Genomic DNA, 19,910 nt, shown 5'->3' on the forward strand with positions numbered 1-19,910 from the left:
ATTGATAACGATTGTCATTCGATCTACCATCATCGCCCGCAGCGACTTCCGCCGCCCGCGTTTCGAATCGGAGGGCGCCCGAGTCTTTACCGTCCGTCATCAGGAATTCGTCGCTTTGTCGCGTGCCCGCCCTTCCACCGTTCTCTCCACGATCGTCCTGATCCTGATGTCGGGATTGGCCTTCGTGTCGATGGGTGCGCAAGCTGGAGACGACTCACCGTCAGGACGAATCGCCGCCTCCAACTGGACCGTGGCAGAGACGCTGGTTGCGCTCGGCGTCGAGCCGTATGCGGTCTCAGACATTCCCAATTACGACGAATGGGTCAAGTCGCCTGCGATCCCCGAATCGACGCTGGACATGGGGCTGCGCAACGAGCCCAACCTAGAGCTACTGGCCCAGAATCCACCGGACCTGCTGATGACCAGCGCGCTGTTTTCTCGCGACAACGCGCGTCTCGAGCGGCTGATGCCGGTCAAGGTGATCGACAACTTCTATACCGATCAGCCCTATTACGAGGCGACCCTGGCGATGACTCGCGAGATCGCCAACGTGACCGGTCGCCAATCCCAGGCAGAAGCCCTGATCGCCGAGACGAACCAGGTTCTGGAGCAGGCGGCGCATGACCTGGAGGATGCAGCGACGCCGCTCTATATCGTCCAGTTCAGCGATGCCCAGCACGTTCGCGTCTTCGGCCAGGGCAACATGATTGGAACCCTTTTCTCGCGCACGGCCCTGACCAATGCCTGGACCGGCCCGACCAACGCCTGGGGCTATGCCAGCATCCCGATCGATCGGCTCGCGGAGCACCCCGAGGCGCGCATCGTCATCATCAAACCCTACCCGCGCGGCGTCGGTGACGAGCTCGACAACAACCAGATCTGGCAGCATCTGCCGGCCGTGCGCGAGGGCCGCGTGAGCTACATCGACCCCGTCTGGCCCTACGGCGGATTGATCTCGTTGCAACGATTGGCTCGCTCGCTGGTTGCGGTCAGCACCCCGGGCCCCGCGGCAATGGAAGGCCGCCCATGATGCTGAGAGCGAAAACGCCGGTCTGGTTCGCGGCCTGCTTGGCCCTGCTGGCGCTGATCCTCGGCTATGCCACTCTCGAGACCCAGTTCGCCGATCTCTCGGGGCACTGGTGGCAAGCCATCGTCGCTCCGGACGACGAGCAGATTCGCCAGATCGTGATGCACTACACCTTCGTTCCAAGGCTATTGGTAGCGATGTTGGGCGGGGCGGCACTGGCGCTGGCCGGGTGTCTGATGCAGCAGGTACTGCGAAACCCCCTGGCGTCGCCGGCCACCTTGGGCGTGACCAGCGGTGCCCAGCTGGCGCTGGTGATCGCCACACTGTGGGCGCCCAGCTGGATGCTGGCCGGCAAGGAATGGATCGCGCTGCTGGGTGGCATCGTCGCGACGCTGCTGGTCTTCGCGCTCTCCTGGAAGCGACGTCTGGCGCCGATGGTAGTGGTGCTCTCCGGAATGGTGGTCAGTCTTTATTTCAGTGCCATCAACAGTGCGCTACTGCTGTTCCACCAGGAGAGCCTGTCGGGACTGTTCATCTGGGGCTCCGGCGCGCTGTCCCAGGACAACTGGGATGACACCCGGTTTCTGATCCTGCGTCTGGCCATCGTGGTGGTATTGGCGCTGCTGCTGTTACGCCCGCTGTCACTTCTCGATCTCGAGGAGGACGGCGCCAGGAGCCTGGGGATTTCGCTGCGCAAGCTACGTTTCGCCGGTCTGGGGCTCGGCGTTTTCATGACCGCCTGCGTGGTCAGCGCTATCGGCCTGATCGGTTTCATTGGTCTGGCCGCTCCTGCCATCGCGCGGCTTTCCGGCGCGCGTACGCTACCCCAGCGCCTGGTCTGGTCGATGATCGTGGGGGCTCTGCTGCTGCTGGTGACGGATCTGGCCGTGCAACAACTGGCGCCATTCACCGCTTCACTGCTGCCGACGGGCGCCATGACGGCAGCGCTAGGGGCTCCACTACTGCTGTGGCTGCTGCCACGACTCAAAGTCGGCGGCACGCGACCGACACCCAGCACGGGGTTGACCCTGCCTCGCGAAGCGCGCCCGCAGCGGCGGCTATGGATTCTGGCAGGATTGACGATCGTCGCCTGTGTGCTGGCACTCGTCGTCGGCTTCAGGCTCGACGCCCATGCGAAAGTTCCCAGCCTGGCGGGGCTCGATGATCTGGCACTGATCGCCGATTGGCGTCTGCCGAGAGTGGCCACGGCTGCGGCTGCCGGGTTGATGCTGGCCCTGGCCGGCACGCTGCTGCAGCGGATGACCGGCAACCCGATGGCCAGCCCGGAAGTGCTGGGGATCAGCGCCGGCGTGGCGATCGGGGTGATCGCGCTGATGCTGCTGCCGCTGGGCATCGCCCCGCTCAGCGGCTCGGTGATGGGATTCAGCGGCGCGGTCGTCGCCTTACTAGTGTTGATCGTCTGCAATCGTCGCAGCGGTTTCGCGCCAGAGCGTCTGCTGTTGACCGGCATCGCCATCTCGTCGCTGCTGGATGCGATGCGCGCCATCGTCCTGGCCAGCGAAGATCCCCGCGCACAGCAGCTGCTTTCGTGGCTGGGCGGCTCGACCTATTACGCCAGTCTGACCTCGACCGCCTGGATCGTGGTGATCGCGCTGGTGCTCACCCTGTTGACGCTGCCACTGCAGCGCTGGCTGACGCTGCTGCCGCTGGGTGCTCCCACCGCCAAAGCGCTGGGGGTGGACGTGGATCGTAGCCGCCTGCTGCTACTCGCGCTGGTGGCACTACTGACCGTCGCCGCAACGCTGGTGATCGGCCCGCTCTCGTTCATCGGCCTGATGGCCCCGCACATGGCCCGGCTGATGGGCTTCCACGGCGCGCGCCATCAGCTGATCGGCGCGGGGCTATTGGGCATGCTGGTGATGGTCACCGCCGACTGGCTGGGCAGGAACCTGTTCTTCCCCTATCAGTTGCCGGCAGGTCTGATCGCCGCGCTGATCGGCGGCGTCTATTTCATGTGGGGATTGCGCCGCCTCTAGGCTTTGTACGAAAACTGCCTGCGCTCGACAATACGGCGTTAAAAATCGCCTCAAAATGCTCATTTACAACCCGTAAACTCCGCTTTTTCGTTGATTTTTTCCTTGTCTAGTCATCGCTCGCCGACTTTTCGTACAAAGCCTAGCCGGATAGTTTAGGATCCGATGATCAGGCAGCGCTAAAGACCGGCAGCAGATGGCGCTCTATCGCCTCTCGGACTGATGGCAGCATCACGTCAGTTTTCTGCATCAGCTCGCGAATGGCCGGTTCCAGCCCCTCGACCCCTCTGGCGCGATGGCAGCCCGCGGCCAGCCGCGCGCAGGTTTCCGGGCAGGCCTCCTCCGGAATGCGTATGCCCAGAGACACCAGTCGTTGACGAAAATCCTCGCCATCGATGAGATCGACGATCATCATATTCCACCTCCCGTTCGACGTTGTTGGCGTTCACCACGCATCACACCGCTAAAATAAGCCTCGCAACGCCAATCTTTATCTCAAACGGTGGGACGACGTCGATACGCGAATCGTCGATCTGTCGGTTTCGAGATAATGGAAGTCACTCATGGAGCGCCATGTCTTCGTCGCACTCATTACGTTGCGTACCTCGCGAACTGGTTCGCGTCTTGGCACTTTGCCTGATCGGGCTGCATGCCGCGGCGGCGCACTCGGCGAGTTTCGTCTACTGGGACGACCCCACGGCTTCGGCCGTCACGCTCACCCGGGCGCAGTTCGTCGACAAGGCAAACGATTATCGGGGCGAAGCGAGGCTCGCTTACGTCAATCGCGTGGTCAATAACGCCGCTCGCCAGCAGTTCGAGAAGATCGATACCTGGAAGGGTTTCGACCGGTTAGCCAAAGATCAATATGGCGACTGCGAGGATTTCGCCATCGCCAAATACCAGATCCTGATCGATGCCGGCACGCCGGCGGATCGGCTCGACTTTCTCGCCGCCGATGACAAGCTGACACCGACCTACCACGCCGTGCTGCGTTATCGACGAGACGACGGCAGCCATCTGATTCTGGATAATCTGACCCTGATGATGCTGCCGGAATCGCGTCGCACCGATCTGGCGCCGATCGTGACGTTCGACCGCGAGAAGGCCCAAATCTACCGCGACGGCGCGTTTCACCCCGTCGATCCGGCGCGCGTCGTGCTCGGCGGCCAGCGGTTATCGGAACGGCTGCCGAAGCTGATGGATTACTGATCGTCCTGCGCGAGGATCTTTTCCGCCCGCAGATAATCGATCAGCTTCTCGGCGGCCTCCTCCGGCGAGAGATCGGTCAGCACCTGACCACCGGTCGCAGAGGACTTGGCCGCGGCGGCCTTGAAACGGTCCCGCGCATTGGTGGACTTGACCACCTTGAGACGCTTGGGCCGCGCGCGGGCCGGCTGCCAGCGCCAGTCGGCGCTGCCGGTGTCGAGGCGCGATTCGTCCGCGGGCAGCAGATCGTCGACGGTCTCGATGCGTCCGCGTCGCGCCGGGCCGAAGGCGCTCTGACGTGGCGCCTCGGCGACAGCGTCCACCGCGATCAGGCACGGCAGGCGGATTTCGAGGCGCCGACGCTGGCCCTGAGGCAGCGCCTGCAGCACCGTCACGCTTTCCTCGTCGCAGCATTCGATAGCGGCAATCCCGGTGGCGATCGACCAGCCCAGCCGCTCGGCGAGCAGATACCCCACCATGCCCGAACCCTCGCCGCACTCGGCGCGCTGGCCGGTGAGGGCTAGCCGTACACCGCGCTGCTCGAGCCACGCTGCAAGCGGCGCTACCGCATCCTCGCCGGCACGCAGCGGCAGGAGCGACAGCTGCCCGTCGCGTTCATCACCAGGACGCCCGCCGTCGAGGCCGTGGTACATCCCCAGATATCCTTCGAGAGACTCCCGCAGCGAAGCCTGCTCCGGGTCGCCTGCGTGCACCAGCGACAGATCGGCGCCGACCAGCGCCAGGCCCATCTCGACGGCTCGGGCATCCTCCCGCGCTCGCCCGGCGCGTCCGGAGACCGGGTGACGACCGCTCGACACCAGCGCCGCGGTCTTCACGCCATGAGGCCTTTTCGCTATGGCTTGGGGTTCAGGCTGCGGCATGTTGCGACTCCTCGTCCTTCCAAGACCCGTCCGAACCGGTCTGGTCTCGCGGCTGGCCGAGACGCTCGCAGACGGCAGCGAGCACCGCGTCGCCGTCGGCGATCAGCGCCAGGTCGGCACGCTTGACCATGTCGCAGCTCGGGTCGTTGTTGATCGCGATGACCCGCTGACACCTGGCGATGCCCTGCAAGTGCTGAACCGCCCCGGAGATCCCCACGGCGATATAGCAACTGGCGGAAACGAACGTGCCCGTCGCACCGACCTGCCGGGCGCGTGGCATGTTGCCGTCATCCACCGCCACCCGCGAGGCGCCTTCGCTGGCCCCCAGCACGCGGGCGGCGTGATGGTAGCCTTCCCAATCGCTGATGCCGCGGCCGGCGGAGAGAATGAACGGCGCCTGGGCCAGCGGGATCTCCTGGGGGTCGACGGCGACCCGGCCACGGTCGATGACCCCGGAGGCCGGCACTTCGTTTGCTGCCGAAGAGAGTTCCCCACCCCTGGTCGCCAGCTCGATGACCCGCGCCTCGTGGCATGTTTCGCTGACCGGTTCGGCGCACTCCGGCAGCGCCAGCATCACCCGAGGCACGTCACGCAAAATGTCCTGGCGGTCCCCCGCGCGGGAGAGCGTCTGGCCATCACTGAGCTGCCAGACCCGCGTCGCCGGACGGGCATCGCCCACGCTACCGCTCGCGTCCTGACTCGCGCTCTGACTCGCGTTTTGAAGAGAGAGACGCGCGGCCAGCCGCCGCCCGAGATCGCCGCCATCCGGCAACGAATCGGCGAAGATCCAGTGTTGGGGCGAGAGCACCGCTTCTACATCGACGAGTGCGGCCAGGCGCGACACCGGGTCGTAGCCGTCGCCGACCTTGGCGGAGAGATCGACGACGCGGTCCGCGCCAGCGTCCTCGAATCCGGCGGCACCGCCCCGGAAGACCACCGCGGTCACCGCCAGATCGCGTCCGTCGGCGAGCTGACGGGCTAGGCCGAACAGGTCGCGGTCGTGGTCGTTGAGCCGACCTTCCGGCAACTCCGGCACCACCACGACATGGCCCACCGGCTGATCGATGACGACCTGGCGCCGCGCCGGCTCCGCGCTCGTCGAGGCAGCCGCCGCCGGGCTCGCCTCCACCGCAGCGCCGCTGCGATCGATGCGCTTGAGTCCGTTGGGCCCGATCGCGCCGAGGGCATGCGGATCGATGCGGACGACGCCTTCACGACTGACCCAGCGCCACGCCGGGCGGGCAAATTCAAGATGGCGCGGATGCAGCCGGTTGCGACGGATACGTTCGGCGTGGGGGTCGAGTCGTCTGACACTCATGCCGGTTCCTCCTCGCGGCTTTGGCTTGGCGCGCTGGTAGCGTTCGTCGCCCTAACGGGCTCCACCAGCGCGTCGGCAACCAGCTCGGCCAGATCCTTGATCCGCGGGCGCGGCTCGACCACGCCCTCGAGCATCGCGGTGCATTGCGGACAGGCTACCGCGACCGTGGTCGCGCCGGTCTCGCGCACGTCCTCCATGCGCATGTCGGGGATGCGCGCGCGACCGGGTAAATCGGCGGGCACGTCGGAGAGCGCCGCCCCGCCGCCGCCGCCACAGCAGCGTGAACGGTAGCCGGAGCGCGCCATCTCAGCGACTTCCAGCCCCAGCGCGGCGAGCACCTGTCGGGGCGCGGCGAACTCGCCGTTGTAACGGCCCAGGTAACAGGGATCATGGTAGGTGACGGTTTCAGCCTGGGCCGGAGCTGCCACGCTGATGCGGCCGGCGTCGAACAGCTCGGCGATAAAGGTCGAGTGGTGGAGCACGTGATAATTCCCGCCAAAGTCGCCGTATTCGCGGCCCAGCACGTGGAAGCTGTGCGGGTCGGCGGTGACGATGCGCTGAAAGCGATAGCGAGAGAGCGTGGCGATATTGCGCTCGGCCAGACGCTGGAAGGTCGCTTCATCCCCCAGCCGTCGGGCCACGTCGCCGCTGTCGCGCTCTTCCTCGCCGAGCACGGCGAAATCGACGCCGCCAGCCCGCAGGATCTTGACCAGCGCGCGCAAGGTGCGCTGGTTGCGCATGTCGAAGGCGCCATCACCCAGCCACAACAGCACGTCGACGCCTGCGGGCCGATCCTGAATACGCGGGATCTCCAGATCCGCCGCCCAGTCGAGCCGCGACGCGTTGTCGAGCCCGCCGGGATTGTCCGTAGCGATCAGGTTGTCGATCGCCGCGGCGCCTTTCTCTGGCGTCTCGCCGCGCTCCAGCGTCAGGAAACGCCGCATGTCGACGATGGCGTCGACGTGCTCGATCATCATCGGGCACTCCTCGACGCAGGCGCGGCACGTCGTGCAGGCCCATAGCGTCTCGGCCTCGACCAGCCGCGGCACGATGGCCTGATTCGACGCACCATGATGGCGACCGACGTCCAATCCGGGATGACCACTACCGGCGTAGCGAGCGTCCGAACCGCCGGCCATGCCCACGACCATGTCCTGGATCAGCTTCTTGGGGTTGAGCGGCTGGCCGGCGGCGTAGGCCGGGCACACCGACTGACAGCGGCCGCACTGGACGCAGGCATCGAACCCGAGCAGTTGCTGCCATTGGAAATCAGCGGGCTTCTCCACGCCGAGCGCCTTCGCGGTCAAATCGAGCGGAAACAGCGCGGTGGAACGGCTGCCCCGATGAGCGTCATGACGCTCGCTCGAATTCGGATCACGATGCTGATCGTCGAAACGCTCGGGTCGGCGATGAAACGCCAGATGCAGCGAGCCGGCGAAAGCGTGTTTCATCGGCCCGCCCCAGCCCATGCCGATCAGCATCTCGGCCAGGCCCCAGGCGACCAGTGCCAGCAGGATCAGCGCCAGCACGCCGCCACCCAGCACGGTCGGCGCCACACCCACCAGCGGCAAGCTGATCAAAAACATCCCGACCGAGTACGCCAACAGGCTCTTCGACAGCCGCTGCCAAGGCCCACTGGATAGTTTTTCCGGGGGGTTGAGACGGCGGTGATTGACCGCCAGCGCACCGACGAACATCACGGCACTTGCCGCCAGCAGTAGTCCACCGAGAATCGGGTTGCGCCACTGGAGCCCGTGGACCACCAGCGCCAGCGCCATGGCGGCGACGAAGCCGCCAGCGGTTGCCACGTGGGTGTGCGCCATCGCCTTGTCGCGGACAACGACGTGGTGTAGATCGTTGAGATAGCGCTTCGGCATCAGAAAAAGGTGGGCCCACACGACCGGCGTCTGCCGCCCCTGACGCCATAGCCGCGCGCGACGCAGCGCGCCGATCACGCCCACCGCCAGCGCCGCGAAGATCAACAGCGGCAGTAAAGAATTGAGCATGGTTCGCTCCTTGGTTTGGCCGCAGGCTTCGAGCTTCGAGCTTCGAGCTTCGAGCTTCGAGCTTCAAGCTCAGATTGTGAGCGCGGCTGGGCCGCGCAATCCCCACTGATTCTGCGAACTCATTGCTCTGTTTTTTAGCAACTAATCACCGCAGTCGGCGCTAGAGCAGTGCTCGTGGCTCGTGGCTCGTGCCTCAGAAGTGCATGCAGAGGCGAAGCGCATCGTAAATCGCCGCATGCGTATTCCTCGGCGCCACGCAGTCGCCCAACCGGAACAGCGCGAATTCGCCACTCTCGGAAAGCGTCGGCTGCGGCTGAACCGCATAGAGCGCCTCAATATCGATCTGCCCGCGGTTGCGCGAACGCTCCTTGAGCGCGTAATAGAGCGATTCGTCCGGTCGCACGCCGTTCTCGACGATCACCTGATCGACCACCCGCTCTTCCTGCTCGCCGGTATATTCGTTCTCGAGCAGCGCTACCCGCTTGTCGCCCTCGCGATAGACCTTGTGCAGGGCCAGATCGCCGGTCATCACCACCGCCTTCTGGTAGAGGCTGCGGTAATAGGTCGGGAAGGTGGTGCCGCCGATCGCCACGCCGGGCTTGGTGTCGTCGGTGACGATCTCCACGGTTGCACCCTTGCTGGCGCAGTAATCTGCCGTCGACATGCCGCTGAACTCGCACATCGTGTCGTAAATGAGTACGTTCTTGCCCGGCTCGACCTTGCCGGAAAGGATGTCCCAGCTGCTGATCACCAGGCCGTCTTCAGCGCCCCACTCCGGCACCTGTTCGAGGAACGGATGGCCACCGTTGGCGAGCACCACGACGTCCGGCTGCAGATCGCGGATCGTCGAGTCGTCGGCGCGGCTCTCGAGTTTGATCTCCACCCCAAGGCGCGCGAGCTCCATCTCGTACCAGCGGGTGATGCCGGCGATCTGGTCGCGCTGTGGTGCCTTGGCGGCCAGCGTGATCTGGCCGCCGAGCTGGGGCTGGGCTTCGAATAGGGTGACGTCGTGGCCGCGCTCGGCCGCCACGCGGGCCGCCTCCATCCCGCCGGGGCCGCCGCCGACCACGACGACTTTCCGTTTCGGTCCGGTGGACTTCTCGATGATATGCGGCAGCCCCATGTACTCCCGCGAGGTCGCCGCGTTCTGGATGCAGAGCACGTCGAGGCCCTGGTACTGGCGGTCGATGCAGTAGTTGGCACCGACGCACTGGCGGATCTGATCTGTCTGCCCCGCCTTGATCTTGGCGATGATGTGGGGATCGGCGATATGCGCACGAGTCATCCCCACCAGATCGACGTAGCCGCCTTCCAGAATACGTTCGGCCTGGGTCGGGTCCTTGATGTTCTGGGCATGGATGACGGGGACCGAGACCACCTCCTTGATGCCCGCCGCCAGATGCAGAAACGGCTCCGGCGGATAGGACATGTTGGGAATCACGTTGGCCAGCGTATCGTGGGTATCGCAGCCGGAACCGACGACGCCGAAGAAATCGACCATGCCGGTGGCATCGTAGTAGGCGGCGATCTGCTTCATGTCGTCCTGGGACAGGCCATCGGGATGGAACTCGTCGCCGCAGATGCGCATGCCGACGCAGAAGTCCTCGCCGACCTCGGCCCGAACGGCCTTGAGCACTTCCATGCCGAAGCGCATGCGATTCTCGAAGCTGCCGCCCCACTGATCGGTGCGCTTGTTGACGCGCGGGCTCCAGAACTGGTCGATCAGATGCTGGTGCACGGCGGAGAGTTCGCAGCCGTCCAGCCCACCCTCTTTCACCCGCCGGGCGCCCTGGGCGAAATCCGAAATCACCCGCCAGATTTCCTCTTCCTCGATGGTCTTGCAGGTGGCGCGGTGAACCGGCTCGCGGATGCCGGACGGTGACATCAGTGTCGACCAGTGATGGCCGTCCCAGCGTGAGCGGCGACCCATATGCGTGATCTGGATCATGATCTTGCCGCCATGCTTGTGAACGGCATCGGCGAGATTGTGGAAATGCGGAATGATGCGATCTGTGGCGACGTTGACCGAACTCCACCACTGCTGGGGGCTGTCGATGGAGACCGGCGACGACCCGCCGCAGATGCAGAGCCCGCAGCCGCCCTTGGATTTCTCTTCGTAGTACTTCACGTAGCGATCCGTGGTCATGCCGCCGTCGGTGGCGTAGACCTCGGCATGCGCCGTGCTGACCACCCGATTACGGATCGTCAGCTTGCCGATCTGGATCGGCTTGAACAGGGCTTCGTGGGCCATTGCCAGTCATCTCCTCGGACCCGGACGGCATCGTTGTGAAAAATGTGCCGCTTCGAGCGTTCTGGTACACAGAATTGCGAATTGCCAAAAGGCGTAATCAGCGCGGCTGGACCTCGAAGTAGCCGACGTCACAGCCCTCTTCGGCGCCACTCTGGGTCTGCTCGGCGCGAGTCCGCACGTCGCTGCCGCGCGCTTCGAGAATCTGATCGATGGCGCCGGCAAACCAGCCGGTGAACATGTACTCCTCGCGCTTGCCGGTCTTGCCGAGCTGGTAGACGAAGCAGGAGTGTTCCAGACATACCCTGGCGGTACCCGCATCCAGATCGATCGACTCGGTGGTGAACTTCCCCCACCCCCGCTGTGACAGCCGGTTCATGTAGTGCTCGAATACCGCCGCACCTTCGATGCCGTGCAGCTCGGCTTCCTTCTCGCACCAGAACCAGGCCGACTTGTAGCCGGCGTCGTAGAGGATCTTTGCATAGGCTTCGACGCCCAGCGCCGCCTCGATCGCCACATGGTTGTTGATGAAAAAGTGGCGCGGCACGTAGAGCATCGGTAGCGCATCGGTGGTCCAGATTCCGGTGTCGCTGTCCACGTCGATCGGCAGTTCGGGGGCCATCAGGGTCATATCGGTTACCTCTGAAGTTTGTTCTTTGAGCTTCGAGCTTTATTCGCCCCAGACGTCCTTCAAGGTCCGCACCCAGTTCTCCCCCATGATTTTCCTGACGACCGGTTCGGCAAGGCCGTGATCCAGCAGCGCCTGAGTCAGGTTGGGAAACTCGCCGATGGTGCGGATGCCCTTGGGATTGATGATCTCGCCAAAGCGGGTCAGGCGGCGGGCGTAACCCTTGTCGTGGGTCAGCCACTCGAAGAACGCTTCGTCCTGGCCTTGGGTGAAGTCGGTGCCGATGCCGATGGCGTCTTCGCCGACAATATTCATGATGTAGACGATCGCTTCGACGTAATCCTCGATGGTGGCGTTGACACCGGCCCGCAGGAACGGCGTGAACATGGTGACACCGACGAAGCCGCCGTGATCGGCAATGAACTTGAGCTCATCGTCGGACTTGTTGCGAGGGTGTTCCTTGAGCCCGGTGGGCAGGCAGTGGGAGTAGCAGACCGGCTTTTGCGATTCGAGGATGACCTCCTCCGAGGTCTTGGAGCCGACGTGGGAGAGATCGCACATCATGCCGACGCGGTTCATTTCGGCGATCACCTCGCGCCCGTAGCCGGATAGGCCCCCGTCGCGCTCGTAGCAGCCGGTGCCGACCAGATTCTGGGTGTTGTAGCAGAGCTGGGTGATACCCACGCCGAGCTTCTTGAATATCTCGATGTAGCCCAGCTTGTCCTCGAAGGCGTAGGCGTTCTGGAAGCCGAGGATGATGCCGGTCTTGCCCTCTTCCTTGGCGCGAGTGATATCGCGGGTGGTGTGTACCGGGAGCACCAGCTCGGCGTTGTCGCGCATCAGCTGGTTGACGGCGACGATATTATCGACGGTCGCCTCGAAGTCCTCCCACACCGATACCGTGCAGTTGGCGGCGGTCAGGCCGCCCTTGCGCATATCCTCGAACAGCGCACGATCCCACTTGGCGATGATCAGGCCGTCGATGATGATGGCGTCGTCGTGGAGCGTTGACCTCGGCATGCGGAACTCCTCCTGGGTTTGTGCGTCTTTCGGACCGTCGCGGCGCCGGGGTGCTTCGTCGAATGCCCGAAGACGAGCGTTCGCAGCAGCATATCCCTGCGCCCGCGCGCCCCGGCGACCGAAAGCGAATCCCAGTGTTCCGATAGCGTCACGCCCGTTTGTCTGTCTGCGACAGTGGGATCCGACGGTGGCGATCAGGCGAGACGCGATTGACGCGCGAGAGCGCGTTGGATAGAACAGTCGATCCGGCTCAGGACTGTCGTCTGCACGACATGGCCGCACCGCCGCCGGCTACTCTCTTCATGAAGGTTTCGTCGAGCCAAGGAAGCGGTATCGAATGTCTGACATCGGGATATCACGTCGGCCCCACGGTTGGCTGACAGGAATGCGTGAAGCGATTCCGCTGCTGGGCGGCTATATCCCGGTGGCGATCTCGTTCGGTCTGATCTCCGCACAGGCCGGTTTCAGCACGATCGAAACGCTGGCGATCTCGACCCTGATCTATGCCGGCGCTTCGCAGTTCCTGTTCGTCGGCATGATCGCCAGCGGCTCGCCACTCTGGCTGACCGTAGCGATGACCCTGCTGATCAACGTGCGCCATGTCGTCTACGCCCCCAATATTGCGCCGTGGCTGCCGAAAAGCCGCTGGTGGCCGTGGCTGATGCACGGTCTTACCGATCAGGTCTTTGCTCTCGCCCATAGCCGGCTGCCGCAGCTGCCCGAGCACCAGCGTGTCGGTTGGTTCCTGGGCGCGGCATTACTGGCCTGGTTCAGCTGGATCGCGGGTTCGTTGCTGGGCGCGGTGGGAGGAGAGTGGCTGACGAGCCGCTGGCCGCTACTGGGCGAGGTCATGCCTTTCGCGCTGCCGGCACTGTTCGTGGTACTGATCGTGCCGCGCTTCACGTCCCGGCGCTGGGCCGCAGCGCTGGGTGTCAGTATCGCGATCGCCCTGCTCTGCACGTTGACCGGATTGACCAATATCGGCATTCCGCTGGCCGCTGCCTGCGGGGCGCTCTGCTTTTATCTGATCCGCCTGCCGGAGACGATCGCCCCGAGAAAAGGAGGTCACCCATGAGTCTCTCACTCTGGATAGGCATGGTGATCGCCGCGCTGGGGACGTATCTGATGCGGCTGCTGCCGTTGCTATGGATGCAGAAACGGCTGAAACGCAGCGATCCGAACGGGGCCGTCGATGCCCTGCCCAAATGGCTGGTGATTCTGGGGCCGATGATGATCGCCGCGGTACTGGGCGTCTCGCTGGTCCCGCGCACGCCCGACATCGCCGGCTGGCTGGCGACGATTATCGGTCTGGGGGTGACGCTCGTCGTCTGGCGTCGTACGCGCTCATTGGGTTGGCCGGTCGTTGCCGGTGTCGCCACTTTCGGAGCCGTGGTGATTCTGGCCAGAGTCGTCCTGTAGCCGTCGGCGTCAAGACATTTTGCCAAGACAAACTGTCAAGACACCCTGTCAAGACATCCGGCGGCGAGCGGCAAAGCGGCAGGCGGCAGGCGGCAGGCGGCAGGCGGCAAAAAACGACATCGGGCGGCACGCGGCCGCCCGATCCATGAACGAAAATCGTGCCTTTCAGCCCAGCGCGATACTGGCGTAGGTCGGTTCTCCGCGAGCGTGACTCAACGCAACGGTCGCGCTGCTGGACTGCATCAACGGGTCGCTTCCCGCCAGCGGCACGAATGCCGGCTCCAGACGCTGAATCTTCAACGTCTCGCCGCGATCTTCCCGCGGCGGCGTGCCGAAGAACTCGCGGTAGCACTTCGAGAAGTGAGGCGTGGAGACGAAGCCGCAGGCCGAAGCGATCTCGATGATCGGCAGCGGGGTCTGCTTGAGCAGCTGCCGCGCCCGCGTCAATCGCAGCTTGAGATAGTAGCGCGATGGCGAACAGTGCAGATGACGCTGAAACAGGCGCTCCAGCTGACGCCGGGAAACATCGACGTAGCTTGCCAGTTCGTCGAGCTCGATCGGCTCCTCGATGTTGGCTTCCATCAGCGCCACGATCTCGAGAAGCTTCGGCTGCGTGGTACCCAGCACGTGCTTGAGCGGCACTCGCTGCTGATCCTCTTCGCCGCGGACCCGTTCGTAGATGAACATTTCGGAAATGGCCGCCGACAGCTCGCGGCCATGATCGCGGCCGATCAGGTTGAGCATCATGTCCAGCGGCGCGGTACCCCCGGAAGCGGTAAAACGGTCGCGATCGATCGAGAACAACCGGGTGCTCCAGGCCGTACGTGGATAGGCTTCCTGAATCGCGGCCAGACACTCCCAGTGGATACTGGCGTCGTATCCGTTCAGCAGCCCCGCCTGGGCCAGCGCCCAGCTGCCGGTGCAGACCGAACCGACTCGCCTCAACTGGCGGTGGCGGCTCTGTAGCCAGGTCAGCAACGCCGGCGTGACGGAACGCTGCGGTGCTACGCCACCGCAGACCACCAGCCAATCGAGTCGTAGCGGCGAGTAGGCGCTGGCGTCCGGCGTCACCTGCATGCCGTCGCTGGCCCGCACGGGGGCACCGTCCATGGTCATCACGTACCAGCGGTACAGCTCGCGACCGGCTAGTTGATTGGCCATGCGCAGCGGCTCGATCGCCGACGCCAGCGAGATCAGGGTGAAGTCTTCCAGCAGCAGAAAACCGAGTGTCTGCGGCTCCGGGACGGCATTGGCGCGGCCGGGGCCCCGCACGGGATGGATTGCCATTTCACGTCTCCTCCAAGGATATAGGACGATTATTGTTATCGGGGTTCCCTGGCGTCTGTCGGTCTCGATCCATGGCGATTTCATCGGCGTCGGACGACTCGTGACAGCGACCGTCAGGCGACTTTTCCAGTGCCTTGACGACCTGATTCGACTGTAATCCCTGTGACGACACGACGCATGCGTTTTTATCTCTCAGCGACAGCGACACCGTCTCTGGATAGCTCAGTGTCGTTTTCAGAACAGATCGGCCTGTTTAGCCCCGCTGCCGCCCTTCCCAGTGACGTCCTCCATGACGTGCTTTACACGTTGGCATCGAAAGGGCGAAAAATATTACCCGCTGCAGTTGATAACAAGTATCATTCACGCCAATCCTTAACCTTTCTACGACTCTTCATCGGTCATCGCGACTCGTCACTGGATTTCTGCCATGTTGGTACCGTTTCTCATCATGCTGCGGGAAGGCCTGGAAGCGGCCCTCATCGTCGGCATCATCGCCAGTTATCTTCGTCAGACCGGGCGTGGCGCGTGGATGCCCGCCGTCTGGATCGGCATTTTTCTCGCTGCCGCTCTCGCCCTGTTGCTTGGCGCAGGTCTGCAATTTGCCAGCGCGGAATTTCCGCAGCGTCAACAGGAGCTGTTCGAGGCCGTGGTTGGCTTTCTCGCCGTCGGCGTGTTGACCTGGATGGTGCTATGGATGCGTCGTGCCGCCCGCGGCATGCGCCACGAGCTGAATCAGGCGCTCGACCAGGCGTTCCGCGCCGGTCGGCGGCACACCTACGCGCTGATCGCGATGGTGTTTCTCGCCGTGGCCCGAGAAGGGCTGGAATCGATCTTCTTTCTGCTGGCAGTCTTTCAGCAGAGCCATGATGCCCATGCGCCACTGGGGGCACTACTGGGACTGGGCGTGGCCGTCGTTCTGGGGCTGGCACTCTACCGCGGCAGCCTGCGCTTGCCGCTGGGCCACTTCTTCCGGGCTACCGGATTGTTCATCCTGCTAGTAGCCGCCGGCCTGTTTGCCGGATCGGTGCGTGCGCTACATGAAGCCGGGCTGTGGAATCATTCCCAGCAGGTGGTCTTCGACCTCAGTGACCTATTGCCGCTGGACACCCCTTTGGGCTCGCTGTTCTCGGGAATCTTCGGCTACCAGCCTGCCCCCACGGTCAGTGAAGTGACGGCCTATATCGGCTATCTTCTCATTGCGCTATGGCTGTTGCGGCCGCGTCCGTCCTACCGTGTGACGCCGGCAGCGCACGCCCGGCCAGAGCGAGCGTGACCCCATGACTCGCAACGCTGAACTCGTCCCGCCGTCACCTCGCGCGATGCGCCTCGGGCTCGTCATGTCGTTTTTGCTGATGCTGTTTGCCCTGGGCGTATTTATCCTGTCGCTCGAGGCGGTCAGAACGCCGAACGACGATGGCTATCGGGTCGACGTCACCGCCAGTGGCTGTGAGCCGAATCGTCTGGAAGTCCCCGCCGGTCAACGAACCTTCACCGTGGTCAATCGATCGGATCGAGCCATCGAGTGGGAGATCGTCGACGGCGTCATGGTGCTCGCGGAGCGCGAGAACATCGCCCCCGGCCTGCGCCAGCCGCTGACCGCCACGCTCAAAGCCGGCGACTATGCGATGACCTGCGGTCTACTGAGCAACCCCCACGGCACCCTGCACGTCGTCGCCGGCGAATCAGATGCCGAGACGCCCGCGCTTTCCACCACGGCCTTCGTCGGGCCGCTGGCCGAGTATCGTGTCTATACCACTCTGCAGCTGCGAAAGCTCCACCGCAGCGCCGCGGAACTCCGTGACGCCATCGCTGCCGGCGATCTCGAGGCGGCGCAGCAGGCCTATCGGGACGCGCGTCGTGTCGATCTGCATCTGGCCATGCCGATCGGTCTGTTCAGTGATCTCGACCAGCGTCTCAACGCCCATGCCGCCGATTTCGAACAGCGCGAGAACGACCCCGCTTTCGTCGGTTTCCAGCGCCTCGCCGGCGGCCTGTTCGAGCAGCAGAGCACGGCCGGTCTGAACGGCGCGGCCGAACAGCTGGTGGCGGACGTGGATACGCTGACCGCCCGGCTCAAGAGCGCCTCGATTCCACCCGCGCAGCTGGCCGATGGCAGCGCTCGCATCCTCGAGACATGGCTCGATCATCATCGCGACGACGACGCCATCGGGCAGCACGATCTCGCCGATCTGGTCGCCCTGACGGAAGGCGCCGACAAGATCGTCTCGCTGCTGTCGCCGCTACTGGAAAGCCAGTCTCCGGCAACTCTCCATACACTCGAGGCCAATCTTGCCGCCCTGCAGCGGGACCTTCAGGCGGATGCCGATTCGTCCGCGTCCCGAAGCGCCGCCGACGATGCCGACCTGCTGCAGGCAACCCGGGCGCTGGCCAGGTCACTTACCGGCATCAACCCTGCACTCACTCTGGAAGGTTAACGACCCGGTTTATCGCTTATGAGTCAGTCCGATCGTTCATCACGCTGCCCTTTTTCACTCAAGCCCCCCTCTCGTGAGAACAAGCCTCGTGAGAACAAGCCTCGCGAGAACGAGCCTCGCGGAGCCGAGGCTTCTGAATCGAGGGCAATCGATGTCTCGATGAAACTCGAACGCCGCCGGTTTCTCAAAGGTGCGGGAATGTCCGGGCTTGGCGTCGCACTCGGCGGTTTCGCGCTGGGCAGCGCCTGTCCCGCCCGGGCGCTGGCCGCCACCGGCCATGGTCAGGACGTGACCAGCGCACCGCAGCAACAGGATTCGCAGCTGCGCTACCCGTTCCACGGCCTCCATCAGCAGGGGGTCGTCACGCCCCGCCCGGCCAGCGGGATGCTGGTCGCCTTCGACGTGCTGGCGCGGGATCGGGATGATCTGGAGACGTTGCTGAAGATCCTCACCGAGCGCATCGCCTTTCTCACTCAGGGCGGCAGGATCCCCGAGCGCGATCCGCTGTTCCCGCCGCCGGATTCCGGCATTCTGGGGCCGCAAATCGCCCCCGACGGGCTGACCGTCACGCTGGCGGTGGGCGACTCGCTGTTCGATGACCGCTACGGGCTGGGTGACGTAAGGCCCAGACATCTGCAGCGTATGCAGGGCTTTCCCAACGACGCGCTGGAGGCCGCGCGCTGTCATGGCGACCTCGCGCTGCAGATCTGCGCCAACACGCTGGATACCGGCTACCACGCCCTGCGCGACATCATCAAGAACACGCCGGGGCTTTTGATGGTCCGCTGGAAGCAGGAAGGCACCGTGCCGCTGCTACCGCCCGCGCCGGGCGATGTCGATGGCAGTGCCCGCAACTTCCTCGGCTTTCGCGACGGTTCCGCCAACCCCGAGGGCGACGACGCAGCGCTGATGGACGAACTGGTGTGGGTCGGCAAGCACCACGACGAGCCGGCCTGGGCCAACGGCGGCAGCTATTTGGCAGCGCGCATCATTCGCAACTTCGTCGAGCGCTGGGACCGTACCCCGCTACACGAGCAGGAGATGATCTTCGGCCGTCGCAAGGTGAGCGGCGCGCCGCTTTCCGAAGACGGCCCGGAGGGAAAGGAGCAGGACGTTCCCGATTACTCGTCGGATCCGGAGGGCGAGATCACCCCGCTCGATGCCCATATCCGCCTGGCCAATCCGCGCACGCCGGAGACGGCGGGGAATCGCATTCTGCGCCGACCGTTCAACTACTCCAACGGCGTCGAGGCCAATGGCCAGCTCGATATGGGGCTGCTTTTCCTCTGCTTTCAGGCTGACCTGGAGGCCGGCTTCATCACCGTTCAGCAGCGTCTCGACGGCGAACCGCTGGAGGAGTACATCAAGCCGGTAGGCGGCGGCTACTTCTTCGTACTGCCCGGCGCGCAAGACGATACCGATTTTCTGGGTCGCAGCCTGCTGGCTGCGACCGCTTGAGCCAATTCGATTCTGGAAGACAACACCGCTCGCGACGACGAGCCGATGGTTCATGACCGCCGACTGGCACCCGGATCATTCAATGGAGACACACAATGAAGACGATCATACCCAAGACGTGGCTCGCCGCCGGTGCACTCGGCCTTGTCTCGTCAACCATGACGCTGACCACCACCGCTCACGCCGATGTCGCGCCGGCGGCGCTGGTGGGCCCGGTCGCCGACTACAAGCTCTATGTGCTCGACAACCTGGAACAGCTGGTCTCGCATACCGAGGATTTCACCGCCGCCGTTCAGGCCGGTGACGTGGACAAGGCCCAGGCGCTCTACGCGCCGACGCGGGTCTACTACGAGCGCATCGAGCCGATCGCCGAGCTTTTCGCCGATCTTGATGCCAGCATCGACGCGCGCGAAGACGACTACGAAAAAGGCGTCGAGGATCCCGATTTCACCGGTTTCCACCGTCTCGAGTACGCCCTGTTCCACGACAACAGTACCCAAGGCATGGAGACCTATGCTCTGGGGTTGATGGACGACGTCAACGATCTGGACGGCCGCGTTCAGGACCTGACCTTTCCGCCCCAAACGGTCGTTGGCGGCGCTGCCGCGCTGATGGAAGAGGTCGCGGCAACCAAGGTGTCAGGCGAAGAGGATCGTTACAGCCGCACCGACCTATGGGATTTTCAGGGCAACGTCGACGGCGCCCGCGAAATTTTCGATCTGTTCAAGCCGCTGGCAGCCAAGGAGGACGCCGACTTCGTCGCTCGAGTACAGGACAATTTCGACGACGTGGAAGCGACCCTGGCCGACTATCGCCTGGACGCCGACGACCCGAATGCCGGCTTCGAATCCTACGACAAGGTCAGCGATGCCGATCGCCGCGCGCTGACCGGGCCGGTGACGGTGCTCGCCGAGGATCTGTCGACGCTGCGCGGGGTGCTCGGCTTGAACTGAATCATCAGGTGATAACGCGCCGAAGCCCGA

At 64.2% G+C, this 19,910-nt stretch carries 17 protein-coding genes; 9 read left to right on the top strand and 8 right to left on the bottom strand.

The features are described 5' to 3' along the window. Nucleotides 1-115 precede the first annotated feature (115 nt). Complete coding sequence (locus tag DOM58_RS06620; protein ID WP_157957505.1) at nt 116-1,030, top strand: ABC transporter substrate-binding protein; 915 nt, start codon at nt 116-118, stop codon at nt 1,028-1,030. Continuing rightward, nucleotides 1,027-3,024, top strand: coding sequence for a Fe(3+)-hydroxamate ABC transporter permease FhuB (fhuB, locus tag DOM58_RS06625; RefSeq protein ID WP_110692235.1), 1,998 nt, complete (start codon nt 1,027-1,029; stop codon nt 3,022-3,024). The genes DOM58_RS06620 and fhuB overlap by 4 nt, the downstream gene beginning before the upstream one ends. Before the next feature lie 166 nt (nt 3,025-3,190). On the opposite strand, the gene DOM58_RS06630 is transcribed toward fhuB, so the two are convergent. After that, nucleotides 3,191-3,433 carry a hypothetical protein gene (locus tag DOM58_RS06630; protein WP_342588583.1) on the bottom strand — a complete coding sequence of 81 codons (243 nt, stop codon included), beginning with the start codon at nt 3,431-3,433 and terminating at the stop codon, nt 3,191-3,193. 161 nt (nt 3,434-3,594) lie between these two features. On the opposite strand from DOM58_RS06630, the gene DOM58_RS06635 reads away from it, so the two are divergent. Next, complete coding sequence (locus tag DOM58_RS06635; protein ID WP_110692237.1) at nt 3,595-4,230, top strand: transglutaminase-like cysteine peptidase; 636 nt, start codon at nt 3,595-3,597, stop codon at nt 4,228-4,230. Here the strand turns inward: DOM58_RS06635 and DOM58_RS06640 are convergent. The 6 genes from DOM58_RS06640 to DOM58_RS06665 form a co-directional block, all read right to left on the bottom strand. Continuing rightward, on the bottom strand, nt 4,224-5,108 hold the full coding sequence (locus DOM58_RS06640; protein ID WP_110692238.1) for an electron transfer flavoprotein subunit beta: 885 nt from the start codon (nt 5,106-5,108) through the stop codon (nt 4,224-4,226). The two genes, DOM58_RS06635 and DOM58_RS06640, sit on opposite strands and share 7 nt — an antisense overlap. Further along, a complete protein-coding gene (locus DOM58_RS06645) occupies nt 5,095-6,426 on the bottom strand; it encodes an electron transfer flavoprotein subunit alpha/FixB family protein (protein WP_110692239.1) in 1,332 nt (443 codons plus the stop codon). The genes DOM58_RS06640 and DOM58_RS06645 overlap by 14 nt, the downstream gene beginning before the upstream one ends. Further along, on the bottom strand, nt 6,423-8,432 hold the full coding sequence (locus DOM58_RS06650; RefSeq protein WP_110692240.1) for a (Fe-S)-binding protein: 2,010 nt from the start codon (nt 8,430-8,432) through the stop codon (nt 6,423-6,425). The genes DOM58_RS06645 and DOM58_RS06650 overlap by 4 nt, the downstream gene beginning before the upstream one ends. Before the next feature lie 193 nt (nt 8,433-8,625). Next, complete coding sequence (gene dgcA / locus DOM58_RS06655; RefSeq protein WP_110692241.1) at nt 8,626-10,683, bottom strand: dimethylglycine demethylation protein DgcA; 2,058 nt, start codon at nt 10,681-10,683, stop codon at nt 8,626-8,628. 97 nt (nt 10,684-10,780) lie between these two features. Beyond that, entirely contained in the window at nt 10,781-11,311 is a 531-nt protein-coding gene (locus DOM58_RS06660; protein ID WP_110692242.1) for a DUF5943 domain-containing protein, read from the bottom strand. A gap of 39 nt (nt 11,312-11,350) precedes the next feature. After that, nucleotides 11,351-12,328, bottom strand: coding sequence for a dipeptidase (locus tag DOM58_RS06665; RefSeq protein WP_110692243.1), 978 nt, complete (start codon nt 12,326-12,328; stop codon nt 11,351-11,353). Between the two features lie 385 nt (nt 12,329-12,713). Here DOM58_RS06665 and DOM58_RS06670 point away from each other — a divergent pair, with 385 nt between their 5' ends. Together DOM58_RS06670 and DOM58_RS06675 are read left to right on the top strand one after the other, a co-directional pair. Next, entirely contained in the window at nt 12,714-13,403 is a 690-nt protein-coding gene (locus DOM58_RS06670) for an AzlC family ABC transporter permease (protein ID WP_245392182.1), read from the top strand. Then, nucleotides 13,400-13,747 carry an AzlD domain-containing protein gene (locus tag DOM58_RS06675; RefSeq protein ID WP_075563265.1) on the top strand — a complete coding sequence of 116 codons (348 nt, stop codon included), beginning with the start codon at nt 13,400-13,402 and terminating at the stop codon, nt 13,745-13,747. Before DOM58_RS06670 ends, DOM58_RS06675 begins: the two co-directional genes overlap by 4 nt. A 165-nt stretch (nt 13,748-13,912) precedes the next feature. On the opposite strand, the gene gbdR is transcribed toward DOM58_RS06675, so the two are convergent. After that, entirely contained in the window at nt 13,913-15,034 is a 1,122-nt protein-coding gene (gene gbdR, locus DOM58_RS06680) for a choline metabolism transcriptional regulator GbdR (RefSeq protein ID WP_110692245.1), read from the bottom strand. A 427-nt stretch (nt 15,035-15,461) separates the two neighbouring features. Between gbdR and efeU the strand changes: the two genes are divergently transcribed. The 4 genes from efeU (at nt 15,462) to efeO (DOM58_RS06700) (ending at nt 19,880) form a co-directional block, all read left to right on the top strand. Further along, entirely contained in the window at nt 15,462-16,307 is an 846-nt protein-coding gene (efeU, locus tag DOM58_RS06685; RefSeq protein WP_110692246.1) for an iron uptake transporter permease EfeU, read from the top strand. A gap of 4 nt (nt 16,308-16,311) precedes the next feature. Further along, the gene (gene efeO / locus DOM58_RS06690; RefSeq protein ID WP_110692247.1) at nt 16,312-17,469 is read left to right on the top strand and encodes an iron uptake system protein EfeO; all 1,158 of its coding nucleotides are present in this window, start codon (nt 16,312-16,314) and stop codon (nt 17,467-17,469) included. Nucleotides 17,470-17,628: 159 nt separating this feature from the next. Next, entirely contained in the window at nt 17,629-18,927 is a 1,299-nt protein-coding gene (efeB, locus tag DOM58_RS06695; RefSeq protein WP_110692248.1) for an iron uptake transporter deferrochelatase/peroxidase subunit, read from the top strand. Nucleotides 18,928-19,022: 95 nt separating this feature from the next. Next, nucleotides 19,023-19,880 (top strand): iron uptake system protein EfeO, encoded by an 858-nt coding sequence (gene efeO / locus DOM58_RS06700; RefSeq protein WP_110692249.1) that lies wholly within the window; start codon nt 19,023-19,025, stop codon nt 19,878-19,880. The last annotated feature ends 30 nt before the right edge of the window (nt 19,881-19,910 follow it).

This window comes from Salinicola halophyticus (assembly GCF_003206695.1).
Lineage (GTDB): Bacteria > Pseudomonadota > Gammaproteobacteria > Pseudomonadales > Halomonadaceae > Salinicola > Salinicola halophyticus.

Bases quoted from the DNA above. Each gene is read 5' to 3' on its own strand.
- fhuB (WP_110692235.1), top strand. From the start codon at position 1,027: ATGATGCTGAGAGCGAAAACGCCGGTCTGGTTCGCGGCCTGCTTGGCC.
- DOM58_RS06630 (WP_342588583.1), bottom strand. From the start codon at position 3,433: ATGATCGTCGATCTCATCGATGGCGAGGATTTTCGTCAACGACTGGTG.
- DOM58_RS06635 (WP_110692237.1), top strand. From the start codon at position 3,595: ATGTCTTCGTCGCACTCATTACGTTGCGTACCTCGCGAACTGGTTCGC.
- DOM58_RS06640 (WP_110692238.1), bottom strand. From the start codon at position 5,108: ATGCCGCAGCCTGAACCCCAAGCCATAGCGAAAAGGCCTCATGGCGTG.
- DOM58_RS06645 (WP_110692239.1), bottom strand. From the start codon at position 6,426: ATGAGTGTCAGACGACTCGACCCCCACGCCGAACGTATCCGTCGCAAC.
- DOM58_RS06650 (WP_110692240.1), bottom strand. From the start codon at position 8,432: ATGCTCAATTCTTTACTGCCGCTGTTGATCTTCGCGGCGCTGGCGGTG.
- dgcA (WP_110692241.1), bottom strand. From the start codon at position 10,683: ATGGCCCACGAAGCCCTGTTCAAGCCGATCCAGATCGGCAAGCTGACG.
- DOM58_RS06660 (WP_110692242.1), bottom strand. From the start codon at position 11,311: ATGACCCTGATGGCCCCCGAACTGCCGATCGACGTGGACAGCGACACC.
- DOM58_RS06665 (WP_110692243.1), bottom strand. From the start codon at position 12,328: ATGCCGAGGTCAACGCTCCACGACGACGCCATCATCATCGACGGCCTG.
- DOM58_RS06670 (WP_245392182.1), top strand. From the start codon at position 12,714: ATGCGTGAAGCGATTCCGCTGCTGGGCGGCTATATCCCGGTGGCGATC.
- DOM58_RS06675 (WP_075563265.1), top strand. From the start codon at position 13,400: ATGAGTCTCTCACTCTGGATAGGCATGGTGATCGCCGCGCTGGGGACG.
- gbdR (WP_110692245.1), bottom strand. From the start codon at position 15,034: ATGGCAATCCATCCCGTGCGGGGCCCCGGCCGCGCCAATGCCGTCCCG.
- efeU (WP_110692246.1), top strand. From the start codon at position 15,462: ATGTTGGTACCGTTTCTCATCATGCTGCGGGAAGGCCTGGAAGCGGCC.
- efeO (WP_110692247.1), top strand. From the start codon at position 16,312: ATGACTCGCAACGCTGAACTCGTCCCGCCGTCACCTCGCGCGATGCGC.
- efeB (WP_110692248.1), top strand. From the start codon at position 17,629: ATGAAACTCGAACGCCGCCGGTTTCTCAAAGGTGCGGGAATGTCCGGG.
- efeO (WP_110692249.1), top strand. From the start codon at position 19,023: ATGAAGACGATCATACCCAAGACGTGGCTCGCCGCCGGTGCACTCGGC.